This window comes from Nakamurella sp. UYEF19 (genome assembly GCF_040546275.1).
In the GTDB taxonomy this organism is placed as follows: domain Bacteria; phylum Actinomycetota; class Actinomycetes; order Mycobacteriales; family Nakamurellaceae; genus Nakamurella.
This window is the reverse complement of record NZ_JBEPNO010000002.1, coordinates 137,200-157,738: the sequence shown is the minus strand read 5'-3', so window position 1 is coordinate 157,738 and position 20,539 is coordinate 137,200. Positions and strand designations below refer to the sequence as shown.

Annotated in this window: 16 protein-coding genes, 2 pseudogenes and 1 riboswitch; of the genes and pseudogenes, 5 read left to right on the top strand and 13 right to left on the bottom strand. The window is 70.4% G+C overall.

Translation table 11 applies throughout. From position 1 onward, the window contains the following. Window positions 1-69: 69 nt before the first annotated feature. The 3 genes from gatB to gatC are packed head-to-tail and all read right to left on the bottom strand — an operon-like array spanning window position 70 to window position 3,451. Complete coding sequence (gatB, locus tag ABIB25_RS03920; RefSeq protein WP_354527543.1) at window positions 70-1,557, bottom strand: Asp-tRNA(Asn)/Glu-tRNA(Gln) amidotransferase subunit GatB; 1,488 nt, start codon at window positions 1,555-1,557, stop codon at window positions 70-72. A 14-nt stretch (window positions 1,558-1,571) separates the two neighbouring features. Continuing rightward, window positions 1,572-3,083, bottom strand: coding sequence for an Asp-tRNA(Asn)/Glu-tRNA(Gln) amidotransferase subunit GatA (gene gatA, locus ABIB25_RS03915; protein ID WP_354527113.1), 1,512 nt, complete (start codon window positions 3,081-3,083; stop codon window positions 1,572-1,574). Window positions 3,084-3,103: 20 nt separating this feature from the next. After that, window positions 3,104-3,451 (bottom strand): Asp-tRNA(Asn)/Glu-tRNA(Gln) amidotransferase subunit GatC, encoded by a 348-nt coding sequence (gatC, locus tag ABIB25_RS03910; protein WP_354527112.1) that lies wholly within the window; start codon window positions 3,449-3,451, stop codon window positions 3,104-3,106. Window positions 3,452-3,867: 416 nt separating this feature from the next. Here gatC and ABIB25_RS03905 point away from each other — a divergent pair, with 416 nt between their 5' ends. Beyond that, window positions 3,868-4,560, top strand: coding sequence for an ACT domain-containing protein (locus tag ABIB25_RS03905; RefSeq protein WP_354527542.1), 693 nt, complete (start codon window positions 3,868-3,870; stop codon window positions 4,558-4,560). 107 nt (window positions 4,561-4,667) lie between these two features. Next, window positions 4,668-5,220: pseudogene (locus tag ABIB25_RS03900) on the top strand (precorrin-6A/cobalt-precorrin-6A reductase). A 34-nt stretch (window positions 5,221-5,254) separates the two neighbouring features. Here the strand turns inward: ABIB25_RS03900 and ABIB25_RS03895 are convergent. Then, the gene (locus ABIB25_RS03895; RefSeq protein ID WP_354527111.1) at window positions 5,255-6,208 is read right to left on the bottom strand and encodes a cobalamin biosynthesis protein; all 954 of its coding nucleotides are present in this window, start codon (window positions 6,206-6,208) and stop codon (window positions 5,255-5,257) included. Window positions 6,209-6,280: 72 nt separating this feature from the next. Between ABIB25_RS03895 and cobU the strand changes: the two genes are divergently transcribed. Continuing rightward, on the top strand, window positions 6,281-6,820 hold the full coding sequence (cobU, locus tag ABIB25_RS03890) for a bifunctional adenosylcobinamide kinase/adenosylcobinamide-phosphate guanylyltransferase (RefSeq protein ID WP_354527110.1): 540 nt from the start codon (window positions 6,281-6,283) through the stop codon (window positions 6,818-6,820). On the opposite strand, the gene ABIB25_RS03885 is transcribed toward cobU, so the two are convergent. From ABIB25_RS03885 to ABIB25_RS03850, 8 genes and pseudogenes are all read right to left on the bottom strand, one after another. Further along, complete coding sequence (locus ABIB25_RS03885; protein ID WP_354527109.1) at window positions 6,785-8,086, bottom strand: RNA polymerase sigma factor; 1,302 nt, start codon at window positions 8,084-8,086, stop codon at window positions 6,785-6,787. The genes cobU and ABIB25_RS03885 overlap by 36 nt on opposite strands. After that, window positions 8,083-8,439, bottom strand: a complete 357-nt coding sequence (locus ABIB25_RS03880) for a YciI family protein (RefSeq protein WP_354527108.1) — start codon at window positions 8,437-8,439, stop codon at window positions 8,083-8,085. The genes ABIB25_RS03885 and ABIB25_RS03880 overlap by 4 nt, the downstream gene beginning before the upstream one ends. A gap of 142 nt (window positions 8,440-8,581) precedes the next feature. Next, window positions 8,582-9,322, bottom strand: coding sequence for an adenosylcobinamide-GDP ribazoletransferase (locus tag ABIB25_RS03875; protein WP_354527107.1), 741 nt, complete (start codon window positions 9,320-9,322; stop codon window positions 8,582-8,584). 23 nt (window positions 9,323-9,345) lie between these two features. After that, window positions 9,346-10,074 carry a histidine phosphatase family protein gene (locus ABIB25_RS03870; RefSeq protein WP_354527106.1) on the bottom strand — a complete coding sequence of 243 codons (729 nt, stop codon included), beginning with the start codon at window positions 10,072-10,074 and terminating at the stop codon, window positions 9,346-9,348. Next, window positions 10,071-11,171, bottom strand: coding sequence for a uroporphyrinogen-III C-methyltransferase (cobA, locus tag ABIB25_RS03865; protein ID WP_354527105.1), 1,101 nt, complete (start codon window positions 11,169-11,171; stop codon window positions 10,071-10,073). Before cobA ends, ABIB25_RS03870 begins: the two co-directional genes overlap by 4 nt. Beyond that, entirely contained in the window at window positions 11,168-13,771 is a 2,604-nt protein-coding gene (gene cobBC, locus ABIB25_RS03860) for a bifunctional hydrogenobyrinic acid a,c-diamide synthase/histidinol phosphate aminotransferase CobBC (RefSeq protein WP_354527541.1), read from the bottom strand. The genes cobA and cobBC overlap by 4 nt, the downstream gene beginning before the upstream one ends. A gap of 53 nt (window positions 13,772-13,824) precedes the next feature. Then, entirely contained in the window at window positions 13,825-14,439 is a 615-nt protein-coding gene (gene cobO, locus ABIB25_RS03855) for a cob(I)yrinic acid a,c-diamide adenosyltransferase (protein WP_354527104.1), read from the bottom strand. Further along, window positions 14,439-16,609, bottom strand: a pseudogene (locus ABIB25_RS03850) (magnesium chelatase subunit D family protein). The gene cobO and the pseudogene ABIB25_RS03850 overlap by 1 nt, the downstream one beginning before the upstream one ends. Before the next feature lie 94 nt (window positions 16,610-16,703). Further along, window positions 16,704-16,800, bottom strand: a riboswitch (cobalamin riboswitch). A 188-nt stretch (window positions 16,801-16,988) separates the two neighbouring features. Between ABIB25_RS03850 and cbiE the strand changes: the two are divergent. Both cbiE and cobM read left to right on the top strand, forming a co-directional pair. Beyond that, window positions 16,989-18,272 (top strand): precorrin-6y C5,15-methyltransferase (decarboxylating) subunit CbiE, encoded by a 1,284-nt coding sequence (cbiE, locus tag ABIB25_RS03845; RefSeq protein WP_354527103.1) that lies wholly within the window; start codon window positions 16,989-16,991, stop codon window positions 18,270-18,272. Beyond that, window positions 18,269-19,006 (top strand): precorrin-4 C(11)-methyltransferase, encoded by a 738-nt coding sequence (gene cobM / locus ABIB25_RS03840; RefSeq protein ID WP_354527102.1) that lies wholly within the window; start codon window positions 18,269-18,271, stop codon window positions 19,004-19,006. The genes cbiE and cobM overlap by 4 nt, the downstream gene beginning before the upstream one ends. 430 nt (window positions 19,007-19,436) lie before the next feature. Here cobM and ABIB25_RS03835 read toward each other — a convergent pair whose 3' ends face one another. After that, entirely contained in the window at window positions 19,437-20,363 is a 927-nt protein-coding gene (locus ABIB25_RS03835) for an alpha/beta hydrolase family protein (protein ID WP_354527101.1), read from the bottom strand. Window positions 20,364-20,539: the final 176 nt, after the last annotated feature.

Below are 20,539 nucleotides of genomic sequence, written 5' to 3'. Positions count from 1 at the left end.
CACCTGTCACCGGGTCTGCCGGTGCGCCCACCACTGCGGCGGGCGCACCGGGGAGGCCGAGGCTCGGCGTCAGGCCTCGATGCCGAGCGTCTTCAGCACCAGCGCGTTGACCCTGCCCGCGTCGGCCTGACCCTTGGTCGCCTTCATCACGGCGCCGACGATCGCGCCGACTGCCTTGAGGTTGCCGCCGCGGATCCGGTCGGCCACGGCGGGCTGGGCTGCGAGGGCCTCGTCGACCGCGGCCTGCAGCGCGGACTCGTCAGAGACGACCGCCAGCCCACGGGCGGCGACCACCGCGTCCGGATCCCCTTCGCCGGCCAGCACGCCGTCGATCACCTGGCGGGCGATCTTGGCGTTCAGCGAACCGTCGTCGACCAGGGCGACGACCCTGGCCAGCTGGGCCGGGCTGATCGCCAGTTCGGGCAGGGAGACACCCAGGACGTTCGCCTGTTGACCGAGGTAACCCGACCACCAGGCGCGCGCCTCGGCCGGGGAGGCACCCGCGGCAACGGTGTTCTCGACCAGATCGACCGCGTCCGCAGCCAGTAGGTCGCGCATGTCGAAGTCCGTGAAACCCCACGACTCCTGCAGGCGGGCGCGGCGGACCCACGGAAGCTCCGGCAGCGTCGCCCGGATCTCCTCGACCCACACCCGGTCCGGCGCGATGGGCACCAGGTCGGGTTCCGGGAAGTAGCGGTAGTCCTCAGCGGTCTCCTTGGAGCGACCCGGGTTGGTGGTCCCGGTCGACTCGTCGAAGTGACGGGTCTCCTGCCGGATGGTCTCCCCAGCCGCGAGACGTGCGCCCTGGCGGGTGATCTCGTACCGTACGGCCCGCTCGACCGACCGCAGCGAGTTGACGTTCTTCGTCTCGGTCCTGGTCCCCATCACCGGGTTACCGGCCGGGGTCAGCGACAGGTTCGCATCGCAGCGCAACGACCCCTGGTCCATCCGCACGTCCGAGACCTGCAGCGAGAGCAGCAGATCCCGGAGCGCCGCGACATAAGCGCGGGCCACGGCCGGCGCCTTCTCCTTGGTCCCGAAGATCGGCTTGGTGACGATCTCGACCAGCGGCACGCCGGCCCGGTTGTAGTCCAGGAGCGAGTACTCGGCGCCCTGGATCCGACCGGTGGAACCACCGACATGCAGGGACTTCCCGGTGTCCTCCTCCATGTGGGCGCGCTCGATCTCGATCCTGACGGTTTCACCGTCGACATCGACATCCAGATGGCCGCCGAAGGCGATCGGCTCGTCGTACTGCGAGATCTGGTAGTTCTTCGGCATGTCCGGGTAGAAGTAGTTCTTCCGCGACATCCGGCACCAGGTGGCAATCTCGCAGTTCAGGGCCAGGCCGATCTTGATGGCGTATTCGACGGCGGTGCCGTTGATCGTCGGCATCGCCCCCGGCAGGGCCAGGCAGACCGGGCAGACCTGGGTGTTCGGCTCGGCGCCGAACTCGGTCGAGCATCCGCAGAACATCTTGGTGACGGTGCCGAGCTCGACGTGCACCTCCAGCCCCATGACGGGGTCGAAGCGCTCGATCGCCTCGTCGTAGTCCATCAATCCGGTGACCGTCACGCCGATACCTCCAGTTCGGGAGCGGAATCGGCGACGGTGCGGCCGTGCCGCGCCACGTAGCCGGCCTCGAAAGCCGCAGCCACGCGGTACATCTGCTCCTCGCCGAGGGCCGGACCCATGATCTGCAGGCCGACCGGCAATCCGGTGTCCGACGCGATGCCGCTTGGCACGCTCATCGCCGGGATGCCGGCGAGCGAGCCTGGGATGGTGGCCAGGTCGTTGAGGTACATGGCCATCGGGTCGTCCACCTTCTCCCCCAGCGGGAACGCCGTCACCGGCGAGGCCGGCGAGATGAGCACATCGGCTGCGCCGTAGGCCTTCTCGAAGTCCTGACGGATCAGTGTGCGGACCTTCAGCGCCGACCCGTAGTAGGCGTCGAAGTAGCCGGCGGACAGGGCGTAGGTGCCCAGGATGATGCGCCGCTTCACCTCGGCGCCGAAACCGGCGTCCCGGGTGGCACCCATGACGTCCTCGGCCGAGACCAGTGACCCGCCGTGGGCGACGTCGCCGACCCGCAGGCCGTAGCGCATCGCGTCGAACCGGGCCAGGTTGGACGAGCACTCGCTGGGCAGGATCAGGTAGTACGCCGCCAGCGCGTACTGGAAGTGCGGGCACGAGACCTCGACGATCTCGGCGCCTGCCTCGGTCAGCGCGTCGACGGCGGCGGTGAAGGACTCCATGACGCCGGGTTGGTAGCCCTTGCCCTGCAGTTCCTTGACGACCCCGATCTTCATGCCCTCGACGCCTTCGGTCCGCCCACGCTGCACGGCTTCCACGACCTTGGGGACGGGACGGTTGATCGAGGTGGAGTCGCGCGGGTCGTGGCCGGCGATGACCTCGTGCAGCAGCGCCGTGTCCATCACGTTCCGGGCGCACGGCCCGACCTGGTCGAGGGACGAGGCCAGCGCGATGACGCCGTACCGGGACACCCCGCCGTACGTGGGCTTGGCGCCGACCGTTCCGGTGACGGACGCCGGCTGACGGATGGATCCGCCGGTGTCGGTACCGATCGCCAGGGGTGCCTCGAAGGCGGCCAGGGCCGCGGCGCTTCCGCCGCCGGAGCCGCCGGGGATCTTCGTCAGGTCCCAGGGGTTGTGCGTCGGCCCGTAGGCGGAGTTCTCCGTCGAACTCCCCATCGCGAATTCGTCCAGGTTGGTCTTGCCCAGGATGACGACGCCGGCGTCCAGCAGACGCTGGGTGACCGTGGCGTTGTAGGGCGGGATCCAGCCTTGCAGGATCTTCGATCCAGCGGTGGCCGGCGACCCCTTCTGCACGAGGATGTCCTTGAGTGCCAGCGGCACTCCGGCCAGGGTGGAGGCGCCGGCTTCCCCCCGGACGTGGGCGGCATCGACCGCCCGGGCCTGCTCGAGGGCGGATTCACCCGAGACGTGCAGGAAGGCGTGGACGGCGCCGTCGACGGAGGCGATGCGGTCCAGGTGGGCCTGTGCGACCTCGACCGCGCTCACCTGCCCGGCGGCGATCTCGCCGGCCAGCCCTTCGGCCGTCATGCGTGTCAGATCGTGCGACGTCACTGCTCCTCCCCGAGGATCTGCGGGACGCGGAAGCGGCCGTCCTGGGCGGAGGGTGCGCCGGCGAGTGCTTGCTCCTGCGTCAAACCGGGTACAGGGACGTCCGGCCGATAGACGTTGGTCAGCGGAACGGCGTGGGTGGTCGGCTCGATGTCCAGGCCGGCGGTGACCGCGGTGACCGCCGACACGGAGTCCAGGATCACCGACAACTGGCCGACGTAGGTGTCCAACTCGGACTCCGTGAGCTCGAGGCGGGTGAGGTGGGCAAGATGGGCGACGTCGTCGCGGGTGAGCGCAGGTGCGACCGCACCGGCATCACCGGCAGCGGAATCGGTAGGGCTGGACACGATCCTCCAAAAACCAGGTAGGTCACGCACCAACGGGTCCGATCGAGTGGGGTTCGACCGGGTGTTGGGGGCGGACAGCGGAACCCCCCGATCCTAGTTGCAGACCACGACACGGCCTGCATCAGCGAATGGCGCCAGCAGGGCGATCGGACCGGCCGGCAGGAACGGCCCGGTGATCCAACTGGCCTATGTCGACTGAAAAGTGGCAGGGTGTGACCGCTCGGTGACGGATAGGCCATCACCGGCCAGACTTGCGACCGTCACCTGCTGGAAACCACCGGGTTTGATAATGAAGATCGAAAATGGGGATTGCCGTGAAACGAGAACCGTGGGTGAAGCTGCCGGCGGAACTGATGCCATTCTCCAGCGGCATCAGGAATCGGCCAGCGGCGTACCACGAGCGTGAAGGCGGTTACATGTCCTACGTGCTGCGCGTCGTGCTACCCGATCGGCCGGGAAGCCTGGGGGCCGTGGCGAGCGCGCTCGGCCGGGTCGGGGCCGACATCCTCGCCATGGACATCGTCGAACGCTCCTACGAGCATGCGGTGGACGACATCGTGGTCGACCTGCCCAGCGGCAAGCAGCCGGACGTCCTGATCACCGCGGCCGAGACGGTGCCCGGGGTCCGCGTCGAATCGGTCCGTCCGGATCCGGGTGTCGCCGACCGGCATCGCGAGTGGGAACTGGTCGAAGCGATTGCCGCCGAGCCCGCACAGGCCATCAAGACACTGGCCCGGATGTTGCCCAAGGTCCTCCGGGCCGGCTGGGCCATCGTGGTGCGGGTGGGTGACGACAAGGAGATCCACCTGCTGGCCGGCGGTGGCGGCGTCCCGAATCTGACCGGTGTGACCCCGGGGTGGGCGCCGGTCGACGAGGCCGGCGTGCTCGATCCCGAGGCCTACTGGGTCCCGGAGGACTGGAAGACGATCGGCACCGAGATGGCGGTGGCGCCGCTCGGGTCGCCGGAGCTGGCGGTGATCGTCGGCCGGCCGGGTGGTCCGGCGCTCCGCGATTCGGAGATCGCCCGGCTCGCTCACCTCGCCGGTCTGACCGCCGTGGTCGCCGCTCGCGCCGTCCCGCCGCAGCGCCATGTCGGGCCGACCGGCTGACGGGCTGACCCGCAGCCCCGCCCGAACCCCGGCTTGCGTCCTGCGAAGTGCTCGCAATAGCGAGCACTTTGCAGGACGTTGCGGGGTCTGCCGTGCGAGACTCGCTCGTGCCCGAACCAAGGTCCGTGCTCATCCTCGGTGGCACGGCCGAGGGGCGCGCGCTCGCCGTCGCGTGTACCGCCGTAGGCATCCAAGTGCTGTCGTCACTGGCCGGGCGGATGAGCAACCCGGCCCTGCCGGTCGGCGCAGTGCGGATCGGTGGCTTCGGCGGCGTCGTCGGACTGACCGCCTATCTCCGGGAGCAGCCGATCACAGCGGTCGTGGACGCCACCCACCCATTCGCGGCGACCATCTCCGCCTCGGCCGCGTCGGCCTGCTCGGCGACTTCCCTCCCCCTGCTGCGCCTGGCCCGACCCGGTTGGTCCGACCGACCGGGGGCCCTACCAACTGTCCGATGAGCTGGAACTGATGCGCTCACGCCGGGTCGACGTTCTGGTGACCAAGGATTCGGGTGGCGCCTACACGCAGGCGAAGCTGGACGCGGCAGCCGAACTCGACGTCCCGGTGGTGGTGATGCGGCGACCACCGCCGACGCCCGAGGTGATGTGGGTGGGATCGGTGGCGTCGGCGACCGACTGGTTGCTGTCGCTCAACTCCTGAGCCGCCTGGTCTGACGGGACGAACCGGTAGGACTTCAGCGCCTGCGGCCGAGGACCAGGGCGACGACGGCGGCAACAACGGCTGACATGCCCGATACCGCAGCGGAAAGTCTTGCCACCCTGGCGATGTCGGCCACATCAGGAGGCGGGCCGTCGCCGAGGGTGCCACGATCCTCGACCTGCCCGCGGTAGACGTTCACGCCGCCGAGGGTCCGCCCGAGGGCGCCGGCGAAAGCAGCCTCGACGGGCCCGGCGTTCGGGCTGGGATGGCCGGGACCGTCCCGTCGGGCGGCGGCCACCGCCGCTCGCGGAGGGCCGGCGACCACCGGCGCGCAGACGGCGATCAGGACGACGGACACCCGGGCCGGCACGAAGTTCGCCAGATCGTCCAGACGCGCTGCGGCCCAACCGAATCGGAGATAGCGGGGGCTGCGGTGCCCGATCATCGCATCCAGCGTGTTGGCCGCCCGGTAGGCCAGCAGACCCGGTACTCCCGCCACCGCACCCCACAGGAGCGGGGATACCACCGCGTCGGCCGTGTTCTCGGCCACCGACTCGATGGTGGCCCTGGTGATCTCGGCCGCGTCCAGCTCGCTGGTGTCCCGCCCGACCAGGTGCGTCACCTGCTCCCGCGCGGCCGCGAGATCGCCGGCCAACAGCTGGGCCGAGATGGTGCGGGCCTCGCGTTCCAGCGACCGGCCGCCGAGAACCACGAAGGTCGCAGCCGCCGTGGCGAGAATCCTGATCGGTGTGGTGGCGGAACACTTCTCGACCACCATGCCCAGCAGAGTGGTCCCGCCGACCAGCAAGCCGACATGACCGACACCGGCCCAGCGCCGATCCCGGTACACCAGGCGCTGCACGGCAGCGGCGGACGAACCGAACCCGGCCACCGGATGCCACCGCGCCGGGTCGCCCAGGAGGCGGTCGGCGGCCACCCCGACGAGCAGGCCGATCGCTCGTCCGGCGCCGCGGGCAGTGCTCGTCACACGGGTGAGGATACGGTGGCCCCGGCGGCCGACCGGCCTCGTCACCCCCCGCACCGAGAGGATCCACCGCCGATGCCGGCTCGTACCACGCTGATCACCGGGGGCGTCAGGTCCGGGAAGTCGTTCAAGGCTGAATCTCTACTGCAGAAGCAGCTTTCGGTCACCTACCTCGCGCCGGGTCCGATCCCCGACCCCGTCGCCGACCCGGAGTGGGCCGAGCGGATCGCCGCTCATCGGGCTCGTCGGCCCGCGCACTGGATCACGGTGGAGACGGCCGAGGTTGCGCAGGGCGTGCTCGCCGCCGACGGCGCCGTCCTGCTGGACTGCCTCGGAACCTGGGTCACCGCGCTGATGGACGAGTGCGACGCGTGGTCCCGGCCCGGCGACCAGTGGCGTCCGGACTTCGATCGACGGGTGGAGGACCTGGCTGCGGCGTGGCAGCAGGCGCCCGGCCCGTTGATCGCGGTGACCAACGAGGTGGGCATGGGGGTGGTGCCCGACCATCGCTCCGGACGGCTCTTCCGAGACCTGCTCGGCCTGGTGAACCAGCGCATCGCCGCCGTCAGCGACGACGTCCTACTCGTCGTCGCCGGCCGGGTGCTGAGGCTCTGACCAGCTGTCGAGAACGACCGCGCCGGCCGCCCGCAGCATCAGGTAGTGGCGTTCGGCGACATTGGCGGTCCGGCCGGCCGCCCGGCTGTAGGCCTCCCGCGCGCCGGCGGCGTCGCCGGCCATCTCCAGCAGATGGGCCCGCACGGCATCGACCCGATGGCTGCCGTGCATCTGGGTGTCCTGCTCGACCGTGCCGAGGACGGCCAGCCCGGCCAGTGGGCCGTCCACCATGGCCAGCGCCACCGCCAGGTTGAGCGTCACCACCGGACCGGGGATCAGCCGTTCCAGCACCCGGTACAGCGCGAGGATCTGCGGCCAGTCGGTCGCAGCCGCGGTCGGCGCCTCGTCGTGCAACGCGGCGATCGCCGCCTGGACCTGGTACGGGCCGACCGGACCGGTCCCCAGCGTGCGCCCGATGATCCGCACCCCCTCCGCGATCGCGCCGGCGTCCCAGAGGTCCCGGCGCTGGTCGGCCAGTGGCACCAGGATGCCGTCGTCGCCGACCCGCGCCGCCCGGCGGGCGTCGGTCAGCAGCATCAGGGCAAGCAGGCCCCTGACCTCGGTCTGGTCGGGCAGCAGCCGTGCCAGCAGCCGGGTCAGCCTGATCGCCTCGTCGACCAGGTCGGCCCGTTGCGCCACCGGGCCCGACGTCGCCGAGTAGCCCTCGTTGAAGACCAGGTACAGCACGTGCAGCACAACCCGGAGACGCTCCGAACGCTCCGGGCTGTCCGGCAGCTCGAACCGGAAACGGCCCTTGGAGATGGTGGCCTTGGCACGGCTGATCCGTTGCGCCATGGTCGTTTCCGGGACCAGGAAGGCCCGGCCGATCTCGGCGGTGGTCAGGCCCCCGACGGCCCGCAGGGTGAGAGCGAGCTGGGCGGGAACGGAGAGCGCCGGGTGACAGCACAGGAACAGCAGCGTGAGGGTGTCGTCGACGTCCACCGGCTCGGCCCCGGTGAGTTCCCGGGTTGCCACCTGGTCCTCCCGCCGGCGTCGGGCGGAACCACTGCGCCACTCGTCGACGAGACGGCGGTGCGCCACCGCCACCAGCCAGGCCCTTGGACTCTCCGGGATCCCGTCAGCGGGCCACGACGTCGCTGCCGCCAGCAGCGCCTCCTGCACCGCGTCCTCGCACGCGTCGAACTGTCCGTGCCGACGAACCAGAATGGCCAGGACCTGCGGGGTCAGGTCGCGGAGGATCCTCTCGACCCCGGCACCCTGGCGGACGGAGTTCTCCTGTTCGGGGTCGTTCCTCGCGTCGCTCACACCTCCGGCGGCCCCCCGATCGGGCGGATCTCGACCTGGCGCGAGTAGACGACGATGCGCGCGGCGATCTCGATGATCCTGGCCTCGTTCTCGACGTCCAGGATCCAGAATCCGATCAACGATTCCTTGGCCTCGGCGAACGGGCCGTCCGTCACCACCGGGAGGCCGTCCTCGAGTCGGACCACCTTGGCCGTGCTACCGTCGGACAATCCTTCGGCGCTGACGAGTTCACCGGATTCGATCAGCTCGGCGTTCAGACCCATCATGAATTCGATCATCTCGTGGATCCAGTCCGGGGACTGGACCTCGACCATCTCGGCGGCGCTCCCGAACATCATGACCATGTACTTCATCGGTTTCTCCTTCTCGACGGGGCACCGGTGCGGTGCCTGTGCCAGCGGGTCGGAGCTGGGCCCGGGTTCTCGACATCACCGCAGGCGGGAAATTTTAGAGCCCTCCTGACGGCGCTGCTCGGTTCGGTGGCCCGGGATTTGGTCAGCGACCTGCGGCCAGCGCGACGAGCAGCGCGGCGGCCGCCACCTCGATGACGGCGCCGAGCACATCGCCGGTGATACCGCCGAACCTCTTGCGGCACCGCAGGACCAGTCCGGCGACCACCACTGCGGCGAGGGCAACGGCCACGATCCCCTGCCACCACGGCCGGCCGGACAATACGGTCACGGCGGCCCCGATCGCCGCTGCCACCAGAGCGCCGACCCCGCCGAGTACTCTCGGCACCACGCCGGCCACCATGGCACCGAGGCCACCGTCCCGAGCAGCGGGAATCCCTGCGGCGCAGGCGATCAGCAGTGAGGACCTGGCCAGGCACAACAGTACGATCCCGGTCAGCAGTCCCCAGGGGAGGGCCAGCACCGCGGCCAGGGCGGCGGACTGCACCAGCAACGCCAGGACCACCGCTGCCACGCCCGCCGGCCCGGTATTGCCCCGCCGCATGATCTCCAGCGCCCGTTCCCGGTCGTAGGACGAGGTCAGTCCGTCGGCGGTGTCGGCCAGGCCATCCAGGTGCAGACCTCGGCTACCGAGGGCGAAGATTGTGATGATCACGGCAGCGAGCACCAGGGGTGGGCATTCCACGAGCCTGCCGACCTCACCGACGGCGCCGGCCGCGAGTGCGATCGGCAGGACGGCGAAGGGGGCTGCCACCATGGCCACCCGGGCCGTCGAGGCGCCGACGCGGCTCGGCGGCCGGATCGGAAAGGCGGTGAGAGTGCCCACCGCCAAGCGGATTCCGTCGAAGATCAAGGGGTGCGCCCAGGGGTGTCGGTACGTCCGGGGGCTGGCGCAGATCCGGGGGCTGGCGCAGATCCGGGGGCTGGCGCAGATCCGGGGAAGGGCGTGACGACGTGTCGGATGGAGCCGTCGGTCGCGCGGTAGACGGAGTGGATCTCCCCGTTGGCGACCGGTCGCCACTCGAGTTCGTCGAAGTCGTCGCCCAGCAAATGCGCGAGCATCACGCGGATCGTGTCGCCGTGCGACACCAGGATCACGTCTCCGGTGGAGTCGGTGACCCAGGGCGAAGCCAGGATGCCGCCGACCCGGCCGAGGACATCGCGGAGCGACTCGCCGCCCTCCACCCGGACGGCGGTGGCCGGGATCGGTTCGCCGTAGTGCTCGAACGCCCGTTGGGCGGCCCGGTCCCATTCCACGGCGGCCAGATCACTGGTCAGACCCTCCAGCACCCCGAGCCCCTGTTCCCGCAGGAGGCTCGTCGGTACCGGAGTGAGATCAGTTGCCGTTCCGATGATCTCGGCGGTCTGCACGGCGCGACGGAGATCAGAGGTGAGCAGCCGGCTCGAAGCGGACCCGGCCAGCAGATCCGCCGCGGCCGTCGCCTGCGAGAGTCCGAGGTCCGTCAGCGTTGCCTCGTCGTTCTGCCCCTGCACCACACCGTCCACGTTCCAGCTCGACTGCCCGTGACGCACCAGATGAAGGGCGGGCGCGGCCTGGTCGGGCAGTTCCGGCATCATTCGGGCGCCAACGGATCGAACCCGGCCACCGACCCGATGATCGTGACGGCCGGAGCGCTGATCCCGGCCTCGCTGGTGACCCTCGCGATGTCGGCCACACTCGCCCGGACGGATCGCTGACCCGGATGGCCGGCATCGGCCACCGTCGCGGCCGGTGTGGCCGGATCCATCCCGGCCTCGATCAGGGTGGCCGAGATCGTCGGCAGGTTCGCCACCCCCATCATGACGATCAGAGCGGTTCCGGTCCTGGCCAGCGCCGCCCAGTCCAGCGTCGAGCGGGGATCACCCGGTGGGACGTGACCGGTGACGACGGTGAAACCCTGGTTGAGACTCCGGTGTGTGACGGGGATCCCGGCCAGTGCCGGAGCGGCCAGCGCCGACGACACCCCAGGCACCAGCTGCACCTCGATACCAGCGGCCGCGCAGGCCTGCCATTCCTCGCCGCCTCGCCCGAAGACGAAGTTGTCGCCGCCCTTGAGCCGGACCACCGACTTCCCGGCCTTCGCATGGGCGACCAGCAGCCGGTTGATCTCCTCCTGCGAGGTGAACTCGCCGCGTGGAATCTTTGCCACATCGATGATCTCGGCCCCGGGGCGCACGTACTGCAGCGCCGCCAGCGGCGCCAGCCGGTCGGCGATCACCACATCGGCTTCCTGGATGGCCCGCATCCCGGTCAGCGTCAGGAGTCCAGGGTCACCCGGCCCACCACCGACGAGAACGACCCGACCGCCCAGCTTGAGTCGGCCGCCGGCCGGCTCCCGGGACGGCAGGCCGGTCCCGATCAGACAGAATCTGCGCAGAGCCGCTGCCCTGCTGACGATGTCCGCGTCCGCCTCGACGTCCCCGGTGGCCGCGTAGATCAGCCAGGCGTCGGCGAGATCGCCCTCGGTGACGTCCCGTTGGTGCAGGACGATCAGGTCCCGTTCGGCGAAGTCGGTCACCGAGGCGACCGGGTCCGCCGAGAACACCACCACCTCCGCCTGGGCCGCCCGCAGCGCGGCGATCCGGCCAAGCGCAGCGACCCCACCGCCGACGACGAGGACCACCCGGCCATGGACGGGCAGATCCACGCGGAGATCTCCGGACGCGCTGGTCATGCCACAACCTCCGCTGCGGTTGGCGCTGCGGTTGGCGCTGCGATTTCCGCTGCGGTTTCCGCTGCGACCGGGGCAGGCGTCCTGGCAAGGAGCACGGCGAGGGCCTCGAGCAGACGGCGGGTGACGGCCGGCTCTCGCACGGCGATCCGGATCCAGTCGGGGCCGAGCCCGGGGAAGGTGTCACCGCGACGGACCGCGAACCCGCGGTCCCGCAGGTCGTTCCGTACCGATCCGTCCGTGCCGACCCGGCCGGTATCCAGCAGGACGAAGGGCGTTCCGGGCCGCCCGGCGACGGGTAATCCGAGTTCGGCCAGGCCGTCGAGGAGTACCTGGCGGTGGTCGGCGATCAAACTCGTGGCGGCGGCGGCCTCGGCGATGGCTGCCGGTTCCAGGCACGCCACGATGGCGGCGAGCGCGGGCGTGGAGACCGACCACGGCGGCTGTTGGCTGCGCATCGCGGCGATGACCGTCTCGTCACCGACGGCGTACCCGGCGCGGAGACCGGCGATCCCCCACGTCTTGGTGAGCGACCGCAACACCACCAGGCCGGGCACCACGACGTCGGCCAACGACTCCGACTCCCGGGGGACGGCGTCCATGAAGGCTTCGTCGACGACGACGGTGCGGCCCGGCCGGACCAGTGCACGCACCACCCCTGACGCATGCAGAGTGCCGGTCGGATTGGTCGGATTGCCGATCATCACCAGGTCGGCGTCCTCCGGGATGGCCGCGGCGTGGAGGGTGAAACCGTCTGCGGCGGACAGGATCACTCGATGGACGGGGTGTCCGGCCGCCACCAGCGCAGCCTCCGGCCCGGTGAACTGGGGATGGACGACCACGGCCTTCTTCGGATGCATTGCTCTGGCCAGCAAGGTGAACGCCTCGGCTCCCCCGGAGGTCGGCAGCACCTGGGCGATCGGCCGCTGATGCCTCGCCGAGATCGCCTCCAGCGCCGCTGCCGGGCGCGGGTACCTCGCGAGATCACCCACGGTGTCAGCGATCCGGGTCGCCAGCCAGCCGGGGGGTTCGGTCAGCCGCACGTTGACCGCGAGATCGACGAGGTGCTCGCCGATCTCGGCGTCGCCGTGGTGGTGCAGGTCGATGTCCGGGGGCTGGGCGAGGGGCTCCCCACCGGCCCCGGTGCAGGCGCCCGGGTGGGGACCCGGCGTGGGCATCTCACCGGCGAAGGCGTTGACGGCCCTGGCGAAACGGGCCGCCAGTTCGGGGTACCCGGCCCAGTGGCTGTGCAGGTACGACGCATGCAGGGTCGGACTTCCGGTCCCGGCCGGATCCTCGCTGAAACCGGCGGGCACACCGTCCAGCAACCACGCCGGCGCCGTGCCGGCGACGGGTTCGACGGTGCTGCGGTGGAACTCGTGACCGGTGGATCGAAATCCGGCCGGTGCCAGCAGGGAATCCGCCGGGCTGATCGCGCTGCGGTAGGAGAGCGTCAGTCTCGGCGTCATCCTGGCGTGCGCCGGCAGCGCGCCGACCATCGCGGATCCGTCCACGCTCTCGCAGAGGTAGAGCAGGCCGGCGCACTCTGCCACGGTGGGGACACCGGCGTTGATGGCCGCGCGCAACGCTTCTCGCATCGCCGCATTGGCGGACAGGCCGGCCGCATGGACCTCGGGGAAGCCACCGCCGAGATAGAGGCCCTGCGTGCCGGGCGGCAACGCCTCGTCGGCGATCGGGTCGAAGACCACCGGATCCAGACCCGCGGCGCGGAGCAGCTCGTCGATCTCGGCGTACCGGAACGTGAAGGCCCGACCGCCGGCCACCGCCACCACCGGTCGGTTTGCCGCGGCAGTCGACGACGCCTCGGAGGTGGCGGCAACGGCGGGCAGCCCGAGAGCTGCCATCTCGGCGGTTGGATCCCACGGCGTCGACGGCAGATCGACTGCGCCCCTGGCGATCCGGACCACCTCGTCGAGATCGATGGCGCCGGCGACCTGCTCGGCGAGGCGGCCGAGCGCGGCCCGCGCATCGTCCCGTTCCGGCGCCGGCACCAGTCCGAGGTGACGAGAGGGGGCGGTGACGCCGACATCGCGATCGAGCACCCCGAGCACGGGGATCCCGGTCGCCTCGAGCGCGGACGTCACCTCGCGCGAATGGCGCGCCGATCCGCCCTTGTTCAGGATCACTCCGGCGATGCGGACGCCAGGTTCGAAGGTGGCCAGTCCGTGGACCACCGCGGCGTTCGTCCTTGACGCGGACGAGATGTCGACGACCAGCACCACCGGGGCCTTGACGAGGCCGGCCACGTGGGCGGTGGAGGCGAAGCCCTCACGGCCGATGGCTCCGTCGAAGAGTCCCATCACCCCTTCGATCACCGCGATGTCGGCCTGGTCCGGGGCTGCCGCGCCGTGCAGCAGCAGCGGGACGAGACGGTGCTCGCCGACGAGGTGCGGGTCGAGGTTGCGGCCGGGTCGGCCGGTGGCCAGGCTGTGGTAGCCGGGATCGATGTAGTCCGGGCCGACCTTGTGACCGGAGACCACAAGTCCGGCGTTGCGCAGCGCAGCCATGAGGCCGATGGCGATGGTGGTCTTCCCGTGGCCCGAGGCCGGGGCGCCGATGACGATCCGCGGGAGTCGGGTCAGGCCTCGTCCCAGAACTGCTGCAGCACTCGGGGTGGCCGCGTTGCCCGTCGTGCTCACCACTCGATTCCTCGCTGACCCTTCTGCCCGGCGTCCATCGGGTGCTTGACGGCTCTCATCTCGGTGACGAGATCCGCCGCCTCCAGCAGTTTGGGATCGGCTCGGCGGCCGGTGACGACGACGTGCTGGTGTCCGGTCCGCGTGGCGAGAGTACTGACGACATCATCGATGTCGATCCAGCCCCAGTTGATCGGGTAGGTGAATTCGTCCAGCACGTAGAGGCCGTGGGTCTCCGCTGCGAGCCGTCGCTTGATCTCCAGCCAGCCGTCGGCCGCCTGCGTCGCGTGGTCCTCCTCGCTGCCGGCCTGTCGACTCCACGACCAACCCGACCCCATCTTGTGCCACTCGATCGGGCCGCCGGTGCCGTGCTCGGTGTATAGCGCACCCAGCGTCTCGAACGCGGTCTGCTCGCCGATCCGCCATTTGGCGTTCTTGACGAACTGAAACACCCCGACGGACCATCCCTGGTTCCAGCCGCGCAGGGCGAGACCGAAAGCGGCGGTGGACTTTCCCTTCCCGTCACCGGTGTGCACCATGAGCAGCGGGCGGTTCCGGCGTTGCCTGGTCGTCAGACCGTCCTGCGGAATCGTTTCCGGTTGTCCCTGCGGCATCAGGCGGCTCGGCCGTTCTGGTTGCGGCCGTTCTGGTTGCGGCCGTTCTGGCTGCGGGCATCCCGGACGACACCGGCCAGCGCCTGGGCGCCGACCTCGCCGAGCGGGACGTACTGCGCGGCAAGGGTCTGCGCCAGCACACCGGCGAGACCCATGCGGAAACGACCGGTCTCGCAGTCGATGACGAGACTGGAGACCTGTTCGGCCGCGAGCAGGGCCGCGACCTGACGGGAACGCGCCAGCGCATCGGGGCCGGCCGTGGCCCGCCCGTCCGTGACGACCACCAGCAGGGGGCGGCGCCGTGGATCGCGGATCCGTTCCAGCCGTAGGGTTTCCCGTGCGGTCAGCAGACCCTCGGCGAGTGGGGTCCGACCACCTGCCGGCAGGTCCTCCAGCCGCCGGGCGGCGATCTCGATCGACGACGTCGGTGGAAGCGCCAGCACCGCCGCAGCTCCCCGGAACGTGACGAGACCGACCTTGTCGCGCCGCTGGTAGGCGTCCATCAGCAGGGAGAGCACCGCGGCTTTGACCTGTTCCATCCGCTTCCGCGCCGCCATCGAGCCCGAGGCGTCCACGCAGAACAGCACCAGGTTGGACTCCCGGCCCTCCTTGATCGCCATTCGGACGTCCTCGTTCCGCAGGACCAGCCGGCCACCGGACCGGACACATTCCCCGTCGCTTCGCTCGCCCCGTCCACGGCTGAGCTGATGCGGCGCAGCGGCTCTCATGGTGGCGGTGAGATGCACAGCACCGGAAGCCCGGCCGACCGGCGTGCTCGCACCCACGGTGCGGCCGAGCGAGGTGATGGCCCTCGACCTCTTCCCCGCCTCGCCCTCGCCGCTCCCTGTCACGGTGAACAGCTTCGTCCGGTACGCCGCGCCGGCGGCCGCCGTCGTCGGAGTCGTTGTGCCGACGGGTGACTCGGGTGTGGCCGGACGCCCTGGCGTCTGTGCTGTCTGCGGCCGCTCGGCCTGCTCCGACTGCTCGCACTGCGAAGCGGGGGTGGCATCAGCGTTTCCGGAGCCGTCACGTGCCGATTCGTCCGTCGCAGGGTCGGCCTCGGGAGTGGTTTCCGGGGTTCCACCGGAGGGGTCAGCGCCGGACTCGGACTGCTCCTCCGGCGGCCCGGAATGTTCATCCGGGCCCGGTTCGTGATCGCCCAGGATCGCGTCCAGCAATTCCTCGTCGAGGCCGGGAGCGTCGAACGGGTTGCGACGACGGCGGTGCGGCAGGGCCAGCCGGGCAGCCGCGCGGATGTCCGCTCTGGTCACGGTGGTGCGTTCGTGCCACGCCGCGTGGGCGACAGCGGCTCGGGCCGTGACGATGTCGGCTCGCATGCCGTCCACCTCGAAGGCGGCGCAGACCTCGGCGATCTTCACCATTGCCGCGTCGGAGAGGGCCACGGAGGCCAACACCCTTCGGGCCTGCAGGATTCTGGAGGCGATCGCGGTCTCGAGGGCCTCGTAGCGCCGGGCGAACCCGTCCGGGTCGGCGTCGAAGGCAAGTCTGCGACGGATCACCTCGGCGCGAAGAGCCGGGTCGCGGGGGGCGGTGATCTCGACCGTCAGGCCGAATCGGTCGAGCAGTTGCGGGCGGAGCTCGCCCTCTTCCGGATTCATCGTGCCGACCATCACGAAGCGGGCGGCGTGCGCGACCGAGACGCCATCGCGTTCGACGGCGAGCGCCCCATGGCCGCGGCGTCCAGGAGCAGATCGCCCAGGTGATCGTGCAGCAGGTTGACCTCGTCGACGTACAGCAACCCACGATGGGCCGCCGCCAGCAGACCGGGCTCGTTCTCGGTCACACCCGCCGACAGCGCCTTCTCCAGGTGCAGGGATCCGATCACCCGATCCTCGGTGGCTCCGACCGGCAGCTCGACCAGTCTCGCGGGCCGATGAGTGCCGGTGCCGGCGTGAGTGCCGGTGCCGGCATGGCGGGCCAGGTCGGGGCACGACGGGTCAGGATCGGCCGGATCGCACGAGAAGCGGCAGCCGTCGACCACGTCGACGGCCGGGAGCAGCGCGGCCAGGGCCCTGACCATCGTCGATTTGGCGGTGCCCTTCTCACCGCGGACCAGTACTCCGCCGACTGCCGGCGACACAGCGCAGAGGGCCAGCGCCAGGGCCATGTCTTCGGAGCCGACCACCGCCGTGAAGGGGTACGTGCGCATGCTCGATTGCTCACCGCTCTCGCCTCATGCGGGTGTCCACGCCCGCTGTGATGGACCGCAGCCCGCATGGCGGGCGACGGGACCAACCGAGACGTCCTGGCTTCCGGCTCGTCCGATGTGCTCGGATCTGCAGGTCACAGTGGCGGGACCGCTCCGGATTCGTCAGGCCATTCCTGGCCGGACCCACCGGAATTCCTCTCGAGAGGTCGCCCTCGATGATCCCACAGTGTCACCCGTCGACCGCACCGGGCCGCCGGTCGACCACCCGCGCGGACGGGCGACGGCGGCCGCACTGCGGTCGACATCGGCCGGTCGGCCGCAGCGGGCCGTCCGATGCAGAACCGGGCTCGCCGGCCGCGCTGCACTACTGTCGCGAACCGTGACCACCGAGCCTCTCCACCCGAACCCACACCGGGTCACCGTCGTCGGGGTCGGCGCAGATGGCTGGGCCGGGCTCGGCGACCGCGCGCGTTCGGTGGTCCTGGCCGCTCCCCTCGTCATCGGGGGGCATCGACACCAGACCCTGCTGCCCGACGTCCCCGGCCAGGATCGACGCCGCTGGCCCACCCCGATGCTCCCCCACCTCGACGCGTTGCTCGCCGAGTACGAGGGCCGGCACATCGTCGTGCTCGCCTCCGGTGACCCGCTGGTGTCCGGGATCGGGGCGACGCTGATAGACCGGCTCGGTCCGGAACACGTCCGGATCCTTCCGGCGGTGTCGTCCGTGGCGCTTGCCCGAGCGGCGATGGGCTGGTCGGCCGAGTCCTGCGACGTGGTGACGGTGGTCGGTCGTGCTCCGCACGCCGTGCTCTCGCACCTCGGACCGGGTCGGCGATTGATCGTGCTGTCCTCCGACGAGCACTCTCCCGCACTGGTGGCGACCCTGCTGGTCGGTGCCGGGTACGGCCGGACCCTGATGACCGTGCTGGGCGACCTCGGCAGCGAGCGCGAGTCGCGGTCCTCCGGCACCGCTCGAGCCTGGACTGCCGACAGCCCGCGGCTCAACCTGATGTGCCTGGAACTGGTGCTCGACCACGGGGCCCCGCTCCTGGCAGGTGTGCCCGGATTGCCCGACGCCGCGTTCGAACACGACGGCCAGCTGACCAAGCGAGATCTGCGTGCAGCGGCTCTGTCCCGGCTCGGTCCGGTCCCCGGGCAGCTGCTGTGGGACATCGGCGCCGGGGCCGGATCGGTGGCGATCGAGTGGGCCAGAACCGACTCCCGTTGCAGGGCCGTTGCTCTCGAGAAGAGTCTGGAGCGGGCAGAGCGGATCGGGCGCAACGCCCGGAATCTCGGGGTGCCCGGGGTGCACGTGGTCACCGGAGCCGCGCCGGAGGCCCTGGCCGACCTTCCCGCGCCCGATGCGGTCTTCATCGGCGGCGGCGCGACGGTTCCCAGCGTGGTGGAAACATGCTGGGCCGCATTGCGTCTGGGCGGACGGATGGTGGTGCACGGGGTGACGCTCGAGACGGACACGCTGCTGGCCGGGCAGTATCGCCGGCTGGGCGGTGAACTGATCCGGGTGTCGGTGGAGCATGCGGGCCCCATCGGTTCGTTCACCGGATGGACGCCCTCACGCGCGGTGACCCAGTGGTCGATCGGCAAGGGCGTCACCGACGGAGTGGCGGCATCAGGACTTTCGGCAGGGAGCAGTCTGGGATGACGGTTCACTTCATCGGTGCGGGGCCGGGTGCGGCGGATCTGCTCACTCTGCGGGCGGCATCGCTGATGAGCGCAGCCGAGGTCTGCCTTTTCGCCGGAACCTACGTCACACCAGAAGTTCTCGCACACTGCCGGGATGGTGCTGAGCTGATCGACACTCAGCATCTGGATCTGGATCAGATCATTGGTCACCTGACCGACGCCCATGCGCGCGGCCTCGACGTCGCCCGGCTCTGTTCCGGCGACCCCTCCCTCTACTCGGCGTTGGCGGAACAGACCCGCCGACTCGACGAAGCCGCAGTCCCATGGGATGTCACCCCCGGCGTACCGTCCTACGCCGCCGCCGCGGCGATCCTGGGCCGCGAACTCACTGCGCCGGAACTGTCCCAGACGGTGATCCTGACCAGGGGCCAGGCTCGATCGACCGCGATGCCAGACACGGAAGCACTGCCATTGCTCGCCCGTTCCCACGCGACGCTGGTGCTGCATCTGGCCATCACCCGGATACGTCAGGTGGTGGCGGAACTGTTGCCCGAATACGGTCCGGACGCGCCGGTAGCCGTGGTGGCCAACGCTTCTGCAGCGACCGAGTTGGTGATCCGGGGAACGCTGATCGACATCGCCGCCCAGGTCGAGGCCGCCGGCCTCCGTCAGGCCGCGGTGATCATCGTTGGGAATACGCTGGGCCCGAGGCACTTCGCCGACTCCCACCTCTACGCTCCCCGCCCGCGCTGACCTCCGCGCCGCTGCCCCCACTCACCCCCGCCCGGCCCCTTCCGCGCATACAGGAATGCCCGGCGCGTTCGGAAATGCCCATTTTGCATCCGAAATCGGCCAAAGTGGGTCATTCGGTATGCGCGGACACCAGAGCCCGAGAACTTACTCCCGGACGAAGCCGCAAGCGACCGGCCGTCGCGAGCACCGGCAACAACCCTGCCCCATCCCCGGCCCGCATCTCCGCCCGGGACCTGCGCGCACGCATCCCTCCCAAGACCTGCGCATACAGAATGAGCGGAAAGTGCGTCTTTGGACCACAAATCGGAAACTTCCGTATGCGCCGGTCATTCCTGTATGCGCACAACGGCCGGGCATGCGCACAACGGCCGGGCATGCGCACAACGGCCGGGCATGCGCACAACGGCCGGGCATGCGCACAGGGGCCGGGTCAGGGGGCCAGGAGTTCGGCGGTGCGGGCGACGCAGGCCTCCCAGGCCGCCGTGCCGGTGGTGATCAACGAGAAGTGGTCACCGAAAACGGTGGTCAGGGTCGCATCCCCCCCGGCTTTCTTCGCCGCTGCCACGTAGTTCTCGCTCTGGCTGGGCGGGACGTTCTGGTCGTCGGTGCCGTGAACGCACCGGATCGGCACCCGGGTGGGCAGGTTCTCCTGCGGCGAGGCCAGCCGGTATCGGTCCGGGACGGCATCCGGCTCGCCTCCGAGGAACTCCTGGGTGGCGTCGCCACCCAGCCCGTCGTTGGCGGCCGCGACCAGGTCCAGCACGCCGGCCTGCGACACCACGCCCGTCAGCGGAACACGTTTCGCTGCAACGGGATCCGTCTGGCCGGCCGCACCCCGCCCGGCGGCCCAGGCGGCAAGCTGTCCGCCGGCGGAATGGCCGATCGCCACCACCTTGTCGAGGTCGATGCCGTGCTGCGTGGAAATGACCCGGAGGTGATCGATCCCGGAGGCGATGTCCTGGAACGTGTTGGGCCAGCCGCCCCCGGAACCGACACGTCTGTACTCGAGATTCCAGACTGCGTACCCGCGCGCAGCAAGGTCGGCGGCGAGCGGCGTCCCCAGGTCGGCGCCGTAGGAGTCGAGCCAGAAGCCGCCGTGGATGACCACCACCACGCCGTCCTTGCGCGGCCCGGCCGGCAGGTGCAACTCACCCCACTGCGAGGAATCCGTCCCGTAGGGCAGTTGCTGGACAGCGCGCGGCGAAGCCGCTGCGACAATCGGATCCGTCCCGGTAGCCGCGCGGAGCTCCAGACCGGCCGCGTCGATACGGGATGCGCAGCCCGCCAACGCCAGCGGCAGGACTGCGGCCGCCCCGAGCAGTAGCGCCCGGCGCGAAACATCCGGCGCTGCCGTCATCACCGCTCCCAGCGAATCCTGACTGCACCGGTGATCGGGCCGCACGTGAGGTGATTCGGCACCGCGCGAGCGCCGGATGGTCGCCGCGCCCGGGGGGACCATCCCTCGGCGCTCCGTGACGAGGCCCGCCTTTCATCACCGTTGTGCAAAGTCCCGGCGGGCCCTAGCGTGCGAGT